Source organism: Neobacillus sp. OS1-2 (assembly GCF_030915505.1).
Taxonomy (GTDB): domain Bacteria; phylum Bacillota; class Bacilli; order Bacillales; family Cytobacillaceae; genus Neobacillus.
Map to the genome: position 1 here is coordinate 789,579 of NZ_CP133265.1, position 16,010 is coordinate 805,588.

Sequence of the window (16,010 nt, forward strand, 5' to 3'; positions counted from 1 at the left end):
TTCCTGCCATTTATTAAAAAATTTGCCAATACTATTTGTTGTTAGTTCAACTTTCCCTACCCGTTCGGGTACAATAGATGTGTATGGTGATATATTTTTGATGGAGGCGTTAGTGTGAAAGATCCTCGTATAGAGAAACTGGCTAAAAATTTAATCAATTATTCGGTGCAGCTCCAAAAAGGCGAAAAGGTATTAATTGAAAACTTCGGATTGCAGCGTGAACTTGTTACTGCACTCGTGAAAGAGGCATATGCAGCAGGGGGATCGCCCTTCGTACTGCTAAAAGATCATCAGGTCGACCGCTCTTTGCTATTAGGCGCACAGGAAGAGCAATTTGGCATGATCGCTGAATTCGAGGCAAATGTCATGAGTAAAATGGATGCATACATAGGATTGCGCTCAGGAGATAACATCAATGAACAGGCTGATGTCCCGGATGAAAAAATGAAAATCCACGGGAATACAATCGGCAAAAAGGTCCACCGAGATATCCGCGTTCCAAAAACGAAATGGGTGGTGCTACGATATCCAACCTCAAATATGGCGCAATTAGCCAAAATGAGCACAGAGTCGTTTGAAAACTTCTACTTTGATGTGTGTAACCTGGATTACAGCAAAATGGATCAGGCCATGGACGGCCTTGTTGAACTGATGAACAAAACAGACAAGGTTCGCATCACAGGCCCCGGGACAGACCTTAGCTTCTCAATAAAGGATATCCCAGCCATTAAGTGCGCGGGCCGGCTAAATATTCCTGACGGTGAGGTTTACACTGCCCCTGTTCGTAACTCAGTTAACGGAGTGGTAACTTATAATACACCATCCCCCTATCAAGGTTTTACGTTTGAAAATGTGAAGCTAACATTTAAGGATGGAAAAATTGTTGAGGCCGTGTCGAACGACACGGATCGGATTAATAAAGTATTTGATACCGATGAAGGGGCCCGCTATGTTGGGGAATTCGCCATTGGCGTAAATCCATTTATCCTAACCCCAATGCAGGACATTTTGTTTGATGAAAAAATTGCCGGCAGTTTCCACTTCACACCTGGGCAATGTTATGATGATGCTTTTAATGATAACCACTCTAATATTCACTGGGATATGGTCAATATTCAGCGACCAGAGTACGGCGGCGGGGAAATCTATTTTGATGATGTATTAATTCGAAAAGATGGATTATTTGTAATACCGGAGCTAGAAGTATTAAACCCGGATAATCTCAAATAAGTAAAAGGATGCCAACTAAACGCTGGCATCCTTCCTTTTTATAAAAGTTGTTTTTCATATGATTCCTGGAATTTTTGAATATCTCCAGCTCCCATAAAAATAATTACACTATTATCATATCCGTTTAATACAGAAGTGTTTTCTTCGGAAAGGATTTCAGCGCCCTCAATTTTATCTTGTAAATCTTTGATCGTCAGCTTCCCATGATTTTCTCTTGCTGATCCAAAAATTTCACATAAATACGTTTTATCTGCCTGCCGTAAGCTCTCCGCAAAATCCTCTAAAAATGCCTGTGTTCGTGTGAAAGTATGCGGCTGAAATACTGTAACAATTTTTCGGTCAGGATATTTCTGTTTTGCCGCCTCAATCGTTGCCTTAATTTCAGTCGGATGATGGGCATAATCGTCAATTAGGATTTGAGAACCAATTCTTTTTTCAGAAAACCTTCTTTTGACACCTTGGAACGTTTGTAAATTCTCTTTCACCACTTCTACCTTAATTTCTTCGTAATGACATAAACCAATGACTGCAAGTGCATTCAGTACACTATGATCGCCGAAGGTTGGGATTGAAAATGTGTCATAGAAGGTATTACGGATAAAGACATCAAAGCTTGTTCCATGTGTAGTTTTCACAAGATTTTTAGCTTGATAATCGTTTTCTTCGCCAAATCCATAAAATAAAACCGGAACCTTGGCCTGGATTTTTTGCAGCTGTTCGTCATCCCCATAAGCAAAAATTCCCTTTTTCACCTGAACAGCCATCTCTTGAAAGGCGGAGAAGACATCATCAATATTGGCAAAATAGTCGGGATGGTCAAAATCAATATTCGTCATGATGGCATAGTCCGGAAAATACGATAGAAAGTGTCTTCTGTATTCACATGCCTCAAAGACAAAATACTCCGCCCCCTCTTCCCCTTTTCCTGTTCCATCGCCGATTAAAAAGGAGGTAGGCTTTGCCCCTGCAATGGTATGGGCCAATAGGCCTGTTGTAGACGTTTTTCCGTGTGCGCCTGTAATAGCGATACTAGTAAAATTTTGCATAAAGTCGCCTAAAAAGCGATGGTACCGAACTATAGGAAGGCCAAGCTTCATAGCCTCTTGAATTTCTTCATGGGTATCAGGAAACGCATTTCCTGCAATAATGGTCAATCCCGGCTTAATATTTTCCTTTTGGAAGGGAAGGATTGTGATCCCCGATTTTTCAAGGGCATCCTGGGTAAAAAAGTGCTTTTCGACATCGGAGCCTTGCACCTGAAATTTCATATCATGCAGAACTTGTGCAAGTGCACTCATTCCAGACCCCTTAATACCTACAAAATGGTAAATAGTCATAGAAGAACCTCCAACCAAACGTAATACTGTAAAACAGTATATGACATCTGTCTGTATTTGCTAATTGTCTTTTAGAATCTAAGAAACGTATCGATTAATTATTACATGAATGAAAACCATTTAGTTATTATACCACTGTTCTTTTGTAAAAACTATTTGCATTCTAATATTTTATATTGGCAAGACCGTTCTCCAGTATATTATTTGTCCCGGAAAATAAAGAATGCGACAGGTTACGAAAATGTACTAATCCTGCATTGTCTCTAGATCAGCTTCCGTTATTAAAACATCACGCGGCTTGCTGCCATTCGCCCCGGTAATATATCCGTTTTGTTCAAGCATATCCATTAATCTGGCTGCCCGGTTATAGCCAATTTTGAAGCGCCTTTGTAAGCTTGAAGTGGATGCACCACCTTGATCGACGATAAACTCACACGCCTCATAGAAAAGCTCATCTTCTTCTTCCGTTACCTGTGCCTTTTTAAGCAATTCTTCCTGTTCAAACAAATACTCAGGCTCCCGTTGCTCTTTTACATGGGCAACGACAAGATCAATTTCTTCATCCGATACGAAGGTACCTTGGAGGCGTACAGGTTTGGAGGAGCCATTTTCTAAAAATAACATGTCGCCTCGTCCAAGCAATTTCTCTGCACCGCTAATATCAATAATCGTGCGCGAATCTACCTGTGAAGAAACGGAGAAGGCTACACGTGTCGGGATATTAGCTTTAATTAATCCTGTTATGACATCCACTGATGGTCTTTGTGTCGCAACAATTAAATGAATACCACAGGCTCTTGCTTTTTGGGCAATCCTGCAAATCGCCTCTTCGACATCTGCCGGCGACATCATCATCAAATCAGCTAACTCATCAATGATGATCACAATAAACGGCAGCTTATCAGAATAGCGCTTATGCTTCATCGCTAACTCATTAAAACGATTGATGTCACGGACCCCAGTATGGGCAAATAGTTCATACCGTCTCTCCATCTCATCCACAGCCCATTTTAATGCTGCTGTTGCTGCTTTCACATCCGTGATTACGGGACTGACTAAGTGTGGGATCCGGTTATAAGGTGCAAGCTCGACCATTTTCGGATCAATTAGTAATAGTTTTAAATCTTCCGGGCTTGCCTTATACAACAGACTAATCAAAATAGAGTTAATACATACACTCTTTCCCGATCCGGTCGCCCCGGCAATTAATCCATGCGGCATTTTTTTCAAATCGGTCACAATCGGTTTTCCAGCGATATCAAGTCCGAGCACAGCAGTTAAGGGTGAAGAGGATTCATGAAAAACGCTGCTCCGGATAATTTCGTTAATTAGTACTGGTCTTGATTTTTGATTTGGCACCTCAATCCCAATCGTATGTTTTCCGGGGATAGGAGCCTCAATTCGGATATCCCGTGCTGCAAGACTTAGTTTTATATCATCGCTTAAGTTGGTTATTTTATTTACTTTTACCCCAGGCTCCGGTTGGACCTCAAAGCGGGTGACGGAAGGCCCCTGTGTCACATTGACTACACTTGCACCGACATTAAAGTTTTTCAATGTTTGGTTTAACAGCTCTTCTTGTCCCTGTAACCACTCGTGGTCCCTTACCTCGGTTACAGGCGGGTTTAACAAACTAGATTCAGGGAGTACATATAGACCATCTTCCGAGATTATTTCAACTTCACTATTTCCTCTGGATTCCACTATTGGCTTTTCGATTGGAATAATCTCAGCATTTACCGCTGACTGCTGTTCTAATTCCCTTTTTCGCTTTTGTTCTAATTGCTGTTCCAATTCTCTTTTTCGCTTTTGTTCTAATTGCTCTTCCAATTCTCTTTTTCGCTTTTGTTCTAATTGCTCTTCCAATTCTCTTTTTCGCTTTTGTTCTAATTGCTCTTCCAATTCTCTTTTTCGCTTTTGTTCTAATTGCTGCTCAAGTTCCCTTTTGCGTTTTTGTTCTTCCCATTTTTGTTTGTCCTGCTTTAGCATCATTACGTTGAAAGGTAAACGCGACCGTTTTGGAGCTTGGGGTTCAGGGTCAGGGATGGCTGCATCTACGTCCTCCCTCTCCTCACTTTCAACTGCCAATTCCGCTTCCGGAGTGACAAACTTCACTTCAGTTACCGCTTCTTCTTTTTCTTCCATTGGTTTTGTAAACAAAACCTCAATTGGTTCTTCCTCGACAATAAATGGTTGATCATGTTGATTTTCAAACTCCTCATGTGAAAAGTGGCTTAACTCATGCTCCACGATTACATCGGACTTTTTAGGCCTGTTAAATCCGAAAACGGGCGAAGGAATCTCAGTAGGATGAAACGGCCCTCTGGTTTTTGGTGAAATTTCTTTTTTAGTTTTGGGGATTTCCTTTTTAACAACCCCTTCTTCTGAAGCTTCTGATTTTCTGCGTCTTTCACTAAGCTTCTCAGGTCTATTTGGCAGCAAGCGTTCCGGCTTTTCCTTTTGAAGCCTCTTTGGCGGAAGCAGCGGAGGATTACTGCCTTTAGGGTATTGATACGAAATTCTTGTATCTAAGTCTTTTAGACTATCATATTGAAATTGAGGCGAATGGGTATCCGGATAATGATTATGTATGGGGATATCGTTATATTCCTCTTCATCATCCTTTTTAAACTTTTGTAACAAATCGTGAATCCAACTCAAAACTATCACTCTTTCTACTTCTTCTATCATTCTATTTTATACAGTAATGCTTATTTTTTCGAGATAATTTTTGAGAATGAGTCGAAATATGCCCCATTTGGATATATCAGGAATAACTTTAAAGAAAAAAGACCACCTTTTGATGTGATCCTCATTCTCCTTCATTTTATATTAGAATTTATATCATTCGACTTTGAGAAATGTCCAGCTCCAGCGCCCTAGCGGCTAGTGTCCTTCGCTCTCCGCCCTACGATAAGTCAACATCGATTCGCCTCCGGCTCATAGTGTTTCCTTTATCTCAGTTGGAGCGCTCCAGGCCATACGCCGCTGACCAGGGCGCTTCCGCTTTTCTATTCACTTATTTTTCCCTAAAATAAATATCGGTTCTAATTCCCCGTCCTCATAGTAAAAGGACAAGGCGGTGATTGGCACACGTCCACTCGTAAAAAAGCCCATTGCCATTTGCGCAAGAACATCATAACCCCTGTCATTGCGAATATCCGCGATAATTAACACATCCTGATGCGGAACGGCAAGCACCATTTTACCAGTAATTCGTTTCTCCATCTCATTAAGAAATCCTTTATTTAATATCCTGCTGGCATCATATCCATCATTGGTATTAAGAAAATAAAAGCTGTTCCCGGCAACTTGATCCTCTTTTAGTTCCGTTGACAGAGACCGAACATTAAACAAGGCAATTTCCTTAATTCTGCTGGCATCCCATCCCTCTTTTTCCATGATCTTTGCGTCGATCATACGGTACGTTTTCCCCATGTCATACGCATAATAAATGTTTGTTTCCGCTGTATGTTTGTCAATCAAGAACGGAATGCCTTCCTCAGCCTCTGACGGAAAAGACGCAGAGCGGATGACAGGAAAGATTTTTCTCTCGTGATCTGTTAACTGTATAGGATCCTCCATGGCGCGCAGACCCTCTTCCACGTAGTAGACAATCTCATCAATCGCCTTTTCTTTTTCTTCATCCCATTTTCCAATGATTCCCGGGATGGAAACGGTAATTCCTTTACCGATTACTTCACTTTCGATGCGGAGCTGATCCTTTTCACGGTCATAGGAAAGTACTCTGTCTTTCCCAGCTAAGCGCGCCTCTAATTCACGACGCATTTTTTTGCTATCCATTTTCATATGTAACCCACCATTTCTAGGAGCTGTGTATCCTATTGTACATGAAAAATCCCCCATCTCAAAAGAAAGGGGATTTAGCTTTCTAATTTATTTTAGATCAGAAATGAAGGCTTCGATTTCTTCTTGTGTTTTTCGGTCTTTACTAACAAAGCGGCCAAGCTCTTTTCCGTTATCATACGCGATAAAGCTCGGAATTCCGTAAACGTCTACTTGTTGGCATAAATCAATAAATTGATCACGATCCACATGAATAAACGTGAATTCAGTAAATTTGGCTTCTATTTCCGGCAGCACCGGTTCGATAAAACGGCAATCGCCGCACCATTTTGCTGAAAACATAAAGATTGTCTTTGATCCGCCCTGAAGTTGTTCAAATTGCTCCATTGACTCTAAGTTCTTCAAGTTCAACGCCTCCGATTTGCTTTGTTGTTAGTTCCTTCCCAAATCATAGCAGTACTAAAGCATTTCCGTCCAATGATAAGCATCTCGTTTATTATTCCTTCGTTTCTGTTGGGTATTCCACTGAATTCACGATTTGCATCATTGTTTTAGAATCTTCATTCATATCACTTGTATTTATTTGAGTGGTTATTTTCGCACCACCAACACCGATGGTTACTTCATTCAAGCCGTCTTTCAACTGTTTAATTGTCAAAAAGCCAAATTTATTTTCTTTATTTGTCAACGTTTCATTCATATCGAGCTTTTTATATTGTTCAATCGTTGATTGATAAACCACCTTGCTTGAAGAATCCTCCTGTGGATTAACAAATAAAATATAGGTGTCAGAGCCCTTTTGTAAAATAATATTATTGGATGATTGATCTTTAATGCTATAACCGGAAGGTAGATAAAAGTGGATTTTTCCACTTCTTTTATTGGGCTTGTTCACTTTTTCCGTAAACGTCTTTTTTACAGTTTTAATAGTGGCTTTACTTTCATCCTTAAACGAAGCATTATTGCACGCACTTAATAGCAGAATCGATAGCATGAAAATGATCATTGTTTTGGTTACTTTCAGATTTCCCGCCTCCTTGCATATGTAAAAAGTCCTATTTATATCATACCTTCCAGAATATTCAAAAGACAAGACTTTTGTCGATTATTGCTGTCGAAAAAATATGATTATCTCCAAAGTTGATTTTGCCGATAGCAATATTGTCCGACTAATAGCTTTGTTACATGTGTAAACATATCCATTCGATTAATCATTTCATTTGTAAAAATCCCAATGGCCCCTTCGTGCTTCCTCACATTTTCCATCTTGGAATATTCATCCATAACCGGGCCGAGTTCATCCCCTGCCTTCAGTCTCTCTGCTACCTGCTCTGGAAGAAGAATTCTCGCTCCTCCGGCAATGATTGGCTCCATGTTGCGAGTTGCGAGCGCACCCCAGTTACATAGCAGCAATCCATGGCTCGTTTCATGAACACCCCCCTCGAGTCCAATCGCTATATCTCCATTGCCTTGTTTTAACGCACCGACCGCGCGATTGATAGCTCCTTGGATGGTTTCCTCATCCGAAAATGGCTGTGCATTTACTCCGGAAGGAATATCAATCGAAACAAACTCCGCTTCCTGATCTGCAAAACTATTCTTTACCGCATTTATTTTTGCTGGATTCTTTGATCCAATGATGATTAACATGAAAGTATCTCCTTTTTCGCATCAAAAAGGAGGCATAATCAGTGCCCCCTAAAGATATCAAAATTTATTTCCACTTTGAGAATTGTCCAGCTCCAGCTCCCTAGCGGCTCGTGTCATAAGCCCCTGAACAGTGCGCTTGCGCTTTTCTAATTAACTGTTTGATTTAATCGTGTCAATTGTTGTTTGATCACAAGCTTTGACGAGTTTAACTAATAATTCTTTAGCAGCAGCGTAATCGTCCACATGAATCATGGAGGCATGTGTATGAATATATCGTGAACAAATACCGATGACCGCACTTGGAACGCCCTCATTGGATAAATGAACACGGCCGGCGTCTGTTCCACCTTGGGAAACGAAATATTGATATGGAATATGGTGTGTTTCTGCTGTATCAAGAACAAACTCGCGCATACCGCGATGTGTAACCATGGAACGGTCAAGAATACGAAGTAATGTTCCTTTGCCTAATTGACCAAATTCATTTTTATCTCCGGTCATATCATTGGCCGGACTGGCATCCATAGCAAAAAAGATATTGGGCTTAATCATGTTGGCTGACGTTTGCGCACCGCGTAAACCAACTTCCTCTTGAACGGTTGCACCAGAATACAAAATGTTTGGCAATGTTTCATCTTTTAGTTCCTGGAGCAATTCGATCGCTAGGCCGCAGCCGTAACGGTTATCCCAAGCCTTTGCCATAATCTTCTTTGGATTTGCCATTGGTGTAAATGGACAAATTGGCAAGATTGCTTGACCAGGCTTGATACCAATCTGCAGGGCATCTTCACGATTGTCGGCACCAATATCGATCAGCATGTTTTTTACTTCCATTGGTTTGTTTTTCTTCGATTCATCTAAAAGATGCGGCGGAATCGAGCCCACCACACCAACAACTGGGCCATTCTTGGTCATGACTTGTACGCGCTGGGCAAGGAGAACTTGACTCCACCAGCCCCCAAGCGGTTGAAAACGGAGCATCCCATTATCAGTGATGGTCGTTACCATGAAGCCAACTTCATCCATATGCCCTGCAGCCATGATGGTCGGGCCTTTTCCATTCCCTTTTTTCACCCCGAAAATACTTCCTAAGTTATCTTGGACAATTTCATCTGAGTATTGAGATAATTGCTCTTTCATAAAATTTCTTACTAAATGCTCATTTCCTGGCGCACCGGGAAGCTCGGTTAACGTTTGAAAAAGTTTTAATGTTTGCTCGTTCATTTTTCAGGCTCCTTTTAAATTTTCTGAATTTGTATGTATAACTGTATTTTACAGAAACTTCGCGATTGTTACCAATAATTCATTTCGAACCCTGAAATATTCCTTCTAACTGGTAAATACGCTATACTTAGATGTGTAATCTTTTCCAATTTGGGGGTGTGCTTATGAACTGGAAATCCTTTTTCCTTGGTGCTGCTGTTGGGCTAGCCGGCGGCTATGTAACCAAAGAAATCCTTGCTAAAAAAACAAATGTATCACCAGAAAAAGTGCTGGTACATGTAAAAAAACAATTTACGCAGAATGAACCCATCAGCGGCTCATGGATTCATATGGTTGCGGAGCCCTATGAAAAACAACAGATTAACTATCAGGTTTACAAAGGCGGCATTTCCAAAAATAAGAACGGAACTACTGAACAATTTGAATTCATTGCGGACGCACAAACAGGCACCTTATTGGATATTCGTCCAGTAACAGAAGAATTAGGATAAGAAACGAAATAGCCGCATTACTGTTTATACGGCTATTTTTCGTTTTACCTTATTCTTTTAATGCTCTCCACTATTTCTTTCCCATCAGGGCTCCATTTAACAGCCCGGTAATATGCATCATGGTAAAAGGTGAACCATGCATTCTTTTCTAAGCCCAATGGGAGCCATTTTTCCTTCGCCACAATGGAAGTCATTGGGTAATCGTCATAGGCCATGACCCACAGAACATTTTGATGGGCATGTGTCGCCATCAGGTCTGCCATGTGAATGGACATTTCGCCACCGTCCTCGATGAGTAGAATCGAATGGCCGTCACTATGCCCACCCGTATGAATCATCGTGATTGCTCCTAGGTTCCACTTTTCCTCAAAAGGAATCACTTGTGATTCAATGGCTTCCCAGTTTTCTTTCCAGTATGTATTTTTTGACCGAATATTGGGATTGCGCATTTCATCCCATTCCACTTGTGAGGCAATAATTTTCGCATTTGGGAAGGTGGAAACATACTTACCATTGACAAGCTTTGTCAAGCCGCCCGCATGGTCAAAGTGCAAATGGGTCATTAATACATAATCAATGTTCTCAGCCTGTAAACCAACCTTTTCTAATGATTCCTCCAGCTCAGATTCCCTAGCAACCCCAAAATTTCTTAATTGTTTCTCGGATAATTTTCCTTTTCCAAGTCCTGCTTCCACTAATAGGTTTTTCCCATCCATCTGAATGAGTATTGGATCTGTCGGCAACTCAATTTGATTTTTTTCGTTAGCTGGATATTTTCTTGACCATAACCCTTTTGGAACAACCCCAAACATTGCACCGCCGTCTAAATTTGTAACCCCTCCGGATAACCATGTTAGGGTAATGTTCCCCACTTTTAACGTCTCCATTAAAATTCCTCCTCCCATTTTCTATATTTTAACATTGACTAACAAATTGGAGAAACAAAAAAGACAGCTCCACATGAGAACTGTCCTTTTTTGTTAGTTTTGATATTTAACCTCACAGCGATAAATCCGATTTCCTTGTTCCGAAAATTTCTCTTCGTATTCGGTCATGATATTTCCTTCATACTCACTCTTATGAAAATCGAGGCTCACGTATTTTAATAATAAGCCATATGCAGAAAAGCTCATCAATGAGTATTCGAATAAACCTTGATTATCGGTTTTAAAATGAATTTCGCCGCCATCGACCAGTATATCTTCATAAAGTTTTAAGAAATCTTTATAGGTTAATCTTCTTTTTTCATGACGGACCTTTGGCCAAGGATCTGAAAAATTCAAATAAACCCGGTCCACGTCATTTTTCGTAAAATATTTAGCTAAATCTGCCGCATTCACGTTTAAAAGTTTCAGATTCGGTAGATCAGCTTCAATTAATCGATCCAATGCCGCCACGATGACGCTGTCATATAATTCAATCCCCATATAATTAATGCCGGGATTAGCTCTTGCCATTTCGGTGATGAATTGGCCTTTTCCTGTACCGACTTCGATATGAAGCGGCTGCTCTTTTTCGAAAACCTCATGCCACTTCCCTTTACACTGTTCGGGGGTTGCAACAATATATTGCGGATGCTGCTCAATTTTCTCCTTTGCCCATGGCTTATGTCTAAGTCTCATTATGACACTCCTAATAAAAAATTATTGTTTAAAACGTAACACGCTACCTTTTTTCTTTCAAGTAAAACTAAATGGAAAAATGGTTCACGCATAAATGAAAAAAGGAATTCACAACCTAACTGTGAATTCCTTTTTTCATTTCCACTTGAAAGGATGTGCTTTTATGCCATTAAGTCATGAACACCAAGTTACATTACTTAAAGATATCTTAACCAATCATCAATCAGATTGCTGCGGCTCGGTAGCTGAATGTGAGCAGCTCGAACGCTTAGTGAAGTCCCTCATGGTCAACACCCAAGTTGATCAGAATGTAAAAAGCATTCTGCAGGAGGTCTATCATTACGGCCAGCACGGCGCCGAGACGGCTGATTTAGATCAGCATATTTTATCAAACCAAGATAACCTATCACAATGGGTTAGTGATATTGGTCAATTGTCGTAGAAAAGCGGAAGCGCCTTGATCAGGGGCGACAGGCATAAGCCGGCGAGAAGGCGCTTTTTGCCTTCTTGATGGATTGGCTTATGACCCCTAGGCGCTGAAGCTGGGTATTTACTAAAGAATGTCGTTTAAAAACGTAATCCATTTATTCATTTCTTCCAAGCGGTTCTTATTTTTATACCATTGTATGGAAGATAACGTTTGAATCGTCACATACCATTTCATTCTTAGCTTCAGATTAGCGGTTAGCTCTTTACCGTAAAGTTCAAGCCAATCCTGCCAGTTCTCTTCGGGAATGTACCAATAAAGCAGTAATCCGAGGTCAATGGCTGGGTCGGCAATCATCGCCCCGTCCCAATCAATCAAGTACAACTGGTTGTCTTCCGCAAGCAGCCAGTTGTTATGGTTGACATCTCCATGACAAACCACTTTTTCATCACAATAAATGTGGATTGCTTCCTTCTTTAAAAAATTCATCGCTTTTTGCGATTCAAGTAAGGAAAGTACCTCATCATCTAACTCTTTTACCACCGATTGTAGAATGGGCTCCGGATTTATTGGTGAATTTTCGATCCTACTTAACATTCCAAGCATGGGCTCAGAACAATGAATTTTTTTAAGCAATTTTGCAACATTCTCATGGTTCATTTCTGAGGGCTTTAACTCTCGGCCAGGAAGCCACTGTTGTGCTGTAATTACATCTCCATTTTCCAATCGTTTTGTCCACACAAGCTTAGGGACGATGCCCTCCGCGGAAAGTACTGCCAGGAATGGAGAGGAATTGCGCTTTAAAAAAAGCCTCTGATCTTCATATTCTGCATAAAAGGCTTCTCCTGTTTTGCCTCCAGCAGGGGTAATTTCCCACTCTTGTCCTAATAAATGTTCCAAAATTGCTCACCTTCAATTTATGCCGTTCTATTGGGCTTGTTCCTCCTAAATCGGAGGGTAAACCTGTGCTGCCGGAAGGATTTAGTCATACACCATTATACCAGTAGCTTTTTTTTGAAATAAAAAAAAAGCTATTGAAACCATTGCACACAATAGCCATCTTACTAAATTTTATCTCCAATTGCCTTTTTTCGTCAAGTCATCTTGAAAAACTATTTTTTTAGCAAAACATTTAGCGAAATGGGATCCATCGTGTTCTCTCCCTCTTGAAGGACCGCTTTGGAAGAAATTCCCGCATTTTTTTGATTAACCAAAACAGACCATTCTCCATCAGGGAGGTGAATGATTTGTTTTATAGTGGAAGGATTAATGATGATGATGACTTCCTTATGATTCTTTTTGAAAAGGAAGCCAACTACCGGTGCAGGAAAAGATAATAGATGTATATGACTGTGAATTTCTTTGGAAGTCCTCATTCTAAAACATGAAAATGTTTTTCGAATTTGAATAAGCCCCTTAATATATTCCACATTTTCTTTAAACTGACTCTTTCGATCCCAATCAAGCTGGTTAACCAAATCTGTGGAACGATAGCTATTTCCCTCTCCGAATTTGGTCCGAAAAAATTCTTGACCGCTATGAAGAAAGGGTATTCCCTGCGATAAAAGAACGATGCCTGTTGCAAGACGGTGGTATTTCATTCGTGTTTCCTCATCCACATCAGGAAAGCAGGCTTGAAGCTTATCCCAAAGTGTATGATTATCATGACATTCCACATAATTCACGGATTGGTATGGCTCATTAAAGAGCCGAGTACCTCGCTTTGTCAAACCAATACTACCCGTTATCACTTCTATGGCTGCATCCAAATGGTGATCATTTCCTAAAGCAAACCCTTTGTCAAATAGGTTAAAGGTGCTCCCTTTAATACTATCACGAAATTTATCGTTGAACTGGGCGATATCCGGCATTTTCGCTTGATTCCCAATTGTTGCCTTTTGATCCAGAGGGAGTGGCGTGTTAAGGTTCCATCCTTCACCAATAATCAGTGTACCTTCCTTAATACTCTCACACGTTTTTTTTACCTCGGTCATTGTCTCCACATCTAAAATCCCCATTAAATCAAAACGAAAGCCGTCGATATGATATTCTTCCATCCAATAGCGAACGGAGTCAACAATATACTTTCTGACCATTTTTCGCTCTGACGCAATATCATTTCCGACACCAGTCCCGTTGGAAGGCAGCCCCACTTCATTGTGGCGAAAATAATAACCAGGGACTACCTTTTCAAAAGAAGATTTTTCACGAATGTAGACATGATTATAGACCACATCCATCATCACTCTGAGGCCAATCCTATGGATCTGATCTATCAGTTCCTTCAATTCGATAATTCTTGAATAAGGATTTTCCGGATCCGTTGCATAGCTGCCTTCGGGGGCATTAAAATGAAGGGGATTATATCCCCAATTATAATCTTTAGTAGGATGTAATTCATCGACACCGGCAAAATCATGGAAGGGAAGAAATTCAATATGGGTGATCCCCAGCTCTTTTAAATAGGATAATCCCGTAGGTTCGCCATCTTTTCCTTTCGTGTTCCATTCACCTGCCCCAAGATACAATCCCTTATTTCGGACACCACTATTCGGATGGATGGAAAAATCTCTTATATGCGTTTCATAAATAATCGCATCGACTGGGTGTTCGATTGGTGGTAAGTCAGGTCTAGGCCTTGATGTTTTTTCGAGTTTTACAATAACTCCCTGCTCCCCATTTGCCGTTACCGCCTTCGCATATGGGTCTATCACTTCATGCCATTCATGATTAACTTGAACGAGAAAGCTATATCGATATGCTTCTACATCTTGAGTAGTACTTGCTGACCAAATGCCGCAATCCTCTCGTCTCATCTTGATGATTTCTGAATACTGGCCGGCTGCAGGACGATATTTTAATTTTACTCCAGTCGCTGTCGGGGCCCACAGCTTAAAACGGGTTTGATTGGTATGAAAGGTCACCCCGAGGTCCTGACCATCATAATAGAATCTTTCATCAAAAGAGTTGGTTCTAATTACGGCACCAATTTGCAAATCGGTTTTCTCGCCATGTTGATCAACGATCCAATATTGCTTGCCAAATGAAAAATCACCCTCAAATCGGCATATATATTTATGATTATGTTCAATTTCCAAACTTTTCAGGATCTCAAGTGGTATTTTCAAAGCATCAGTCGTCAAATAAAAAGCGGAAGACAAGCCGTTATGATATGAAAGGGGAAGAAGAATCGTAATGATATTCATCTCATCCAAGTAGGCAAGAAACTTCCTGTCAGCAGAAATCATTCGATTTCCTCTCCTTTAACTGAATTTCTTCTCTCTTGGGTCTTCTAGTTAACACTCCCAACACTTTGGGTTGAAGATGAATGGAGAGTGGTGTAAACCCGATATGTTCCCCATCTGCATGAGCATACAGGGCGGCCGGAGAATGAATCGAAATTACACTTCCTTTAAAGGTTTTGACCTCTTTAAAATGGGTATGCTTACCCCAGAAAACACTAATAAAAACGAGAAGCAACTTTAACCGCGATAATTGATGGACAACGGTAATATCAAAAAGTCCATCATCAGGCACAGCATTCGGGGCAATCTGCATTCCACCGCCATAATAAGGCTGGTTGGAAACGGTCACAAACCATGTTTGTTCAAATATATGCTTATTCCCGTCAATTGATAAATCAATTGTTGATGTTTTGTAAGTAAATAGTTTTTTTAATAGAAAATAGACATAAACCAGCCTGCCTAGTGAAAGTTTATTAAGCAGTGCCTTCATCCGTGAATGGTTAACCTCATAGGAAATAACGGCATCAAATCCTGCCCCCATATTATTAATAAAGAAATGCTCATTCGTATTCCCCGTCATTACTTTCCCAATATCGATGTGTACCGCCTCTTGCTTCATCAAACGGAGAATGACTTGTAATGCTTCTACTGGATCAGCAGGTAATTGAAACCCTCTTGAAAAATCATTTCCGGAGCCGCCGGGAATAAAGCCAAGTGTAATATTCTTTTCCTTAACGATTCCATTCATCACCTCGTGCATCGTTCCATCACCGCCAACGGCAATGATCAACTTTTGCTCTCGATTCTTAGTTGCAATTTGGCTGGCAAGGTGTTGAGCGTGTCCAGGATATTCGGTAAACACTGCGAGATAGGATAATTTTTCAATCCTTACTTGTTCTTCAATTCTCTCCCATATTTTAAGGCAGTAGCCGTTTCTTGCTTTAGGATTCACAATAAAATAAATATGCTTCATAAAA

15 protein-coding genes are annotated in these 16,010 nt (G+C 40.5%); 3 read left to right on the plus strand and 12 right to left on the minus strand.

Going from position 1 to position 16,010, the window contains the following annotated elements:
- Positions 1–114 precede the first annotated feature (114 nt).
- Positions 115–1,230: an aminopeptidase gene (locus RCG19_RS04060; protein WP_308109771.1), complete on the plus strand. Its 1,116-nt coding sequence runs from the start codon at positions 115–117 to the stop codon at positions 1,228–1,230.
- A 38-nt stretch (positions 1,231–1,268) separates the two neighbouring features.
- Here the strand turns inward: RCG19_RS04060 and murC are convergent, their stop codons facing one another.
- From murC to RCG19_RS04095, 7 genes are all read right to left on the minus strand, one after another.
- The gene (murC, locus tag RCG19_RS04065; RefSeq protein ID WP_308109772.1) at positions 1,269–2,567 is read right to left on the minus strand and encodes a UDP-N-acetylmuramate--L-alanine ligase; all 1,299 of its coding nucleotides are present in this window, start codon (positions 2,565–2,567) and stop codon (positions 1,269–1,271) included.
- 246 nt (positions 2,568–2,813) lie between these two features.
- On the minus strand, positions 2,814–5,210 hold the full coding sequence (locus RCG19_RS04070; protein ID WP_374049606.1) for a DNA translocase FtsK: 2,397 nt from the start codon (positions 5,208–5,210) through the stop codon (positions 2,814–2,816).
- Between the two features lie 372 nt (positions 5,211–5,582).
- Positions 5,583–6,377 carry a DUF1444 domain-containing protein gene (locus RCG19_RS04075; RefSeq protein WP_374049576.1) on the minus strand — a complete coding sequence of 265 codons (795 nt, stop codon included), beginning with the start codon at positions 6,375–6,377 and terminating at the stop codon, positions 5,583–5,585.
- 87 nt (positions 6,378–6,464) lie between these two features.
- The gene (locus RCG19_RS04080) at positions 6,465–6,779 is read right to left on the minus strand and encodes a thioredoxin family protein (protein ID WP_308109774.1); all 315 of its coding nucleotides are present in this window, start codon (positions 6,777–6,779) and stop codon (positions 6,465–6,467) included.
- Positions 6,780–6,870: 91 nt separating this feature from the next.
- Complete coding sequence (locus tag RCG19_RS04085; protein WP_308109775.1) at positions 6,871–7,380, minus strand: hypothetical protein; 510 nt, start codon at positions 7,378–7,380, stop codon at positions 6,871–6,873.
- A gap of 122 nt (positions 7,381–7,502) precedes the next feature.
- Positions 7,503–8,024 (minus strand): DUF84 family protein, encoded by a 522-nt coding sequence (locus RCG19_RS04090; RefSeq protein ID WP_308109776.1) that lies wholly within the window; start codon positions 8,022–8,024, stop codon positions 7,503–7,505.
- A gap of 150 nt (positions 8,025–8,174) precedes the next feature.
- Complete coding sequence (locus RCG19_RS04095) at positions 8,175–9,248, minus strand: M42 family metallopeptidase (protein ID WP_308109777.1); 1,074 nt, start codon at positions 9,246–9,248, stop codon at positions 8,175–8,177.
- 164 nt (positions 9,249–9,412) lie between these two features.
- Between RCG19_RS04095 and RCG19_RS04100 the strand changes: the two genes are divergently transcribed.
- Positions 9,413–9,739 carry a PepSY domain-containing protein gene (locus RCG19_RS04100; RefSeq protein WP_308109778.1) on the plus strand — a complete coding sequence of 109 codons (327 nt, stop codon included), beginning with the start codon at positions 9,413–9,415 and terminating at the stop codon, positions 9,737–9,739.
- 44 nt (positions 9,740–9,783) lie between these two features.
- Here RCG19_RS04100 and RCG19_RS04105 read toward each other — a convergent pair whose 3' ends face one another.
- Positions 9,784–10,626 (minus strand): YtnP family quorum-quenching lactonase, encoded by an 843-nt coding sequence (locus RCG19_RS04105; RefSeq protein ID WP_308109779.1) that lies wholly within the window; start codon positions 10,624–10,626, stop codon positions 9,784–9,786.
- A 93-nt stretch (positions 10,627–10,719) separates the two neighbouring features.
- Positions 10,720–11,361 carry a tRNA (guanosine(46)-N7)-methyltransferase TrmB gene (gene trmB / locus RCG19_RS04110; protein WP_308109780.1) on the minus strand — a complete coding sequence of 214 codons (642 nt, stop codon included), beginning with the start codon at positions 11,359–11,361 and terminating at the stop codon, positions 10,720–10,722.
- Positions 11,362–11,524: 163 nt separating this feature from the next.
- Here trmB and RCG19_RS04115 point away from each other — a divergent pair, with 163 nt between their 5' ends.
- On the plus strand, positions 11,525–11,803 hold the full coding sequence (locus RCG19_RS04115) for a YtzH-like family protein (protein ID WP_308109781.1): 279 nt from the start codon (positions 11,525–11,527) through the stop codon (positions 11,801–11,803).
- A 111-nt stretch (positions 11,804–11,914) separates the two neighbouring features.
- On the opposite strand, the gene RCG19_RS04120 is transcribed toward RCG19_RS04115, so the two are convergent.
- The 3 genes from RCG19_RS04120 to RCG19_RS04130 all read right to left on the minus strand — a co-directional run bounded on the left by RCG19_RS04120 (position 11,915) and on the right by RCG19_RS04130 (position 16,006).
- Positions 11,915–12,688, minus strand: a complete 774-nt coding sequence (locus RCG19_RS04120) for a phosphotransferase (RefSeq protein ID WP_308109782.1) — start codon at positions 12,686–12,688, stop codon at positions 11,915–11,917.
- A 212-nt stretch (positions 12,689–12,900) separates the two neighbouring features.
- The gene (gene pulA / locus RCG19_RS04125; protein ID WP_308109783.1) at positions 12,901–15,036 is read right to left on the minus strand and encodes a type I pullulanase; all 2,136 of its coding nucleotides are present in this window, start codon (positions 15,034–15,036) and stop codon (positions 12,901–12,903) included.
- The gene (locus tag RCG19_RS04130) at positions 15,023–16,006 is read right to left on the minus strand and encodes a diacylglycerol/lipid kinase family protein (protein ID WP_308109784.1); all 984 of its coding nucleotides are present in this window, start codon (positions 16,004–16,006) and stop codon (positions 15,023–15,025) included. The genes pulA and RCG19_RS04130 overlap by 14 nt, the downstream gene beginning before the upstream one ends.
- Positions 16,007–16,010: the final 4 nt, after the last annotated feature.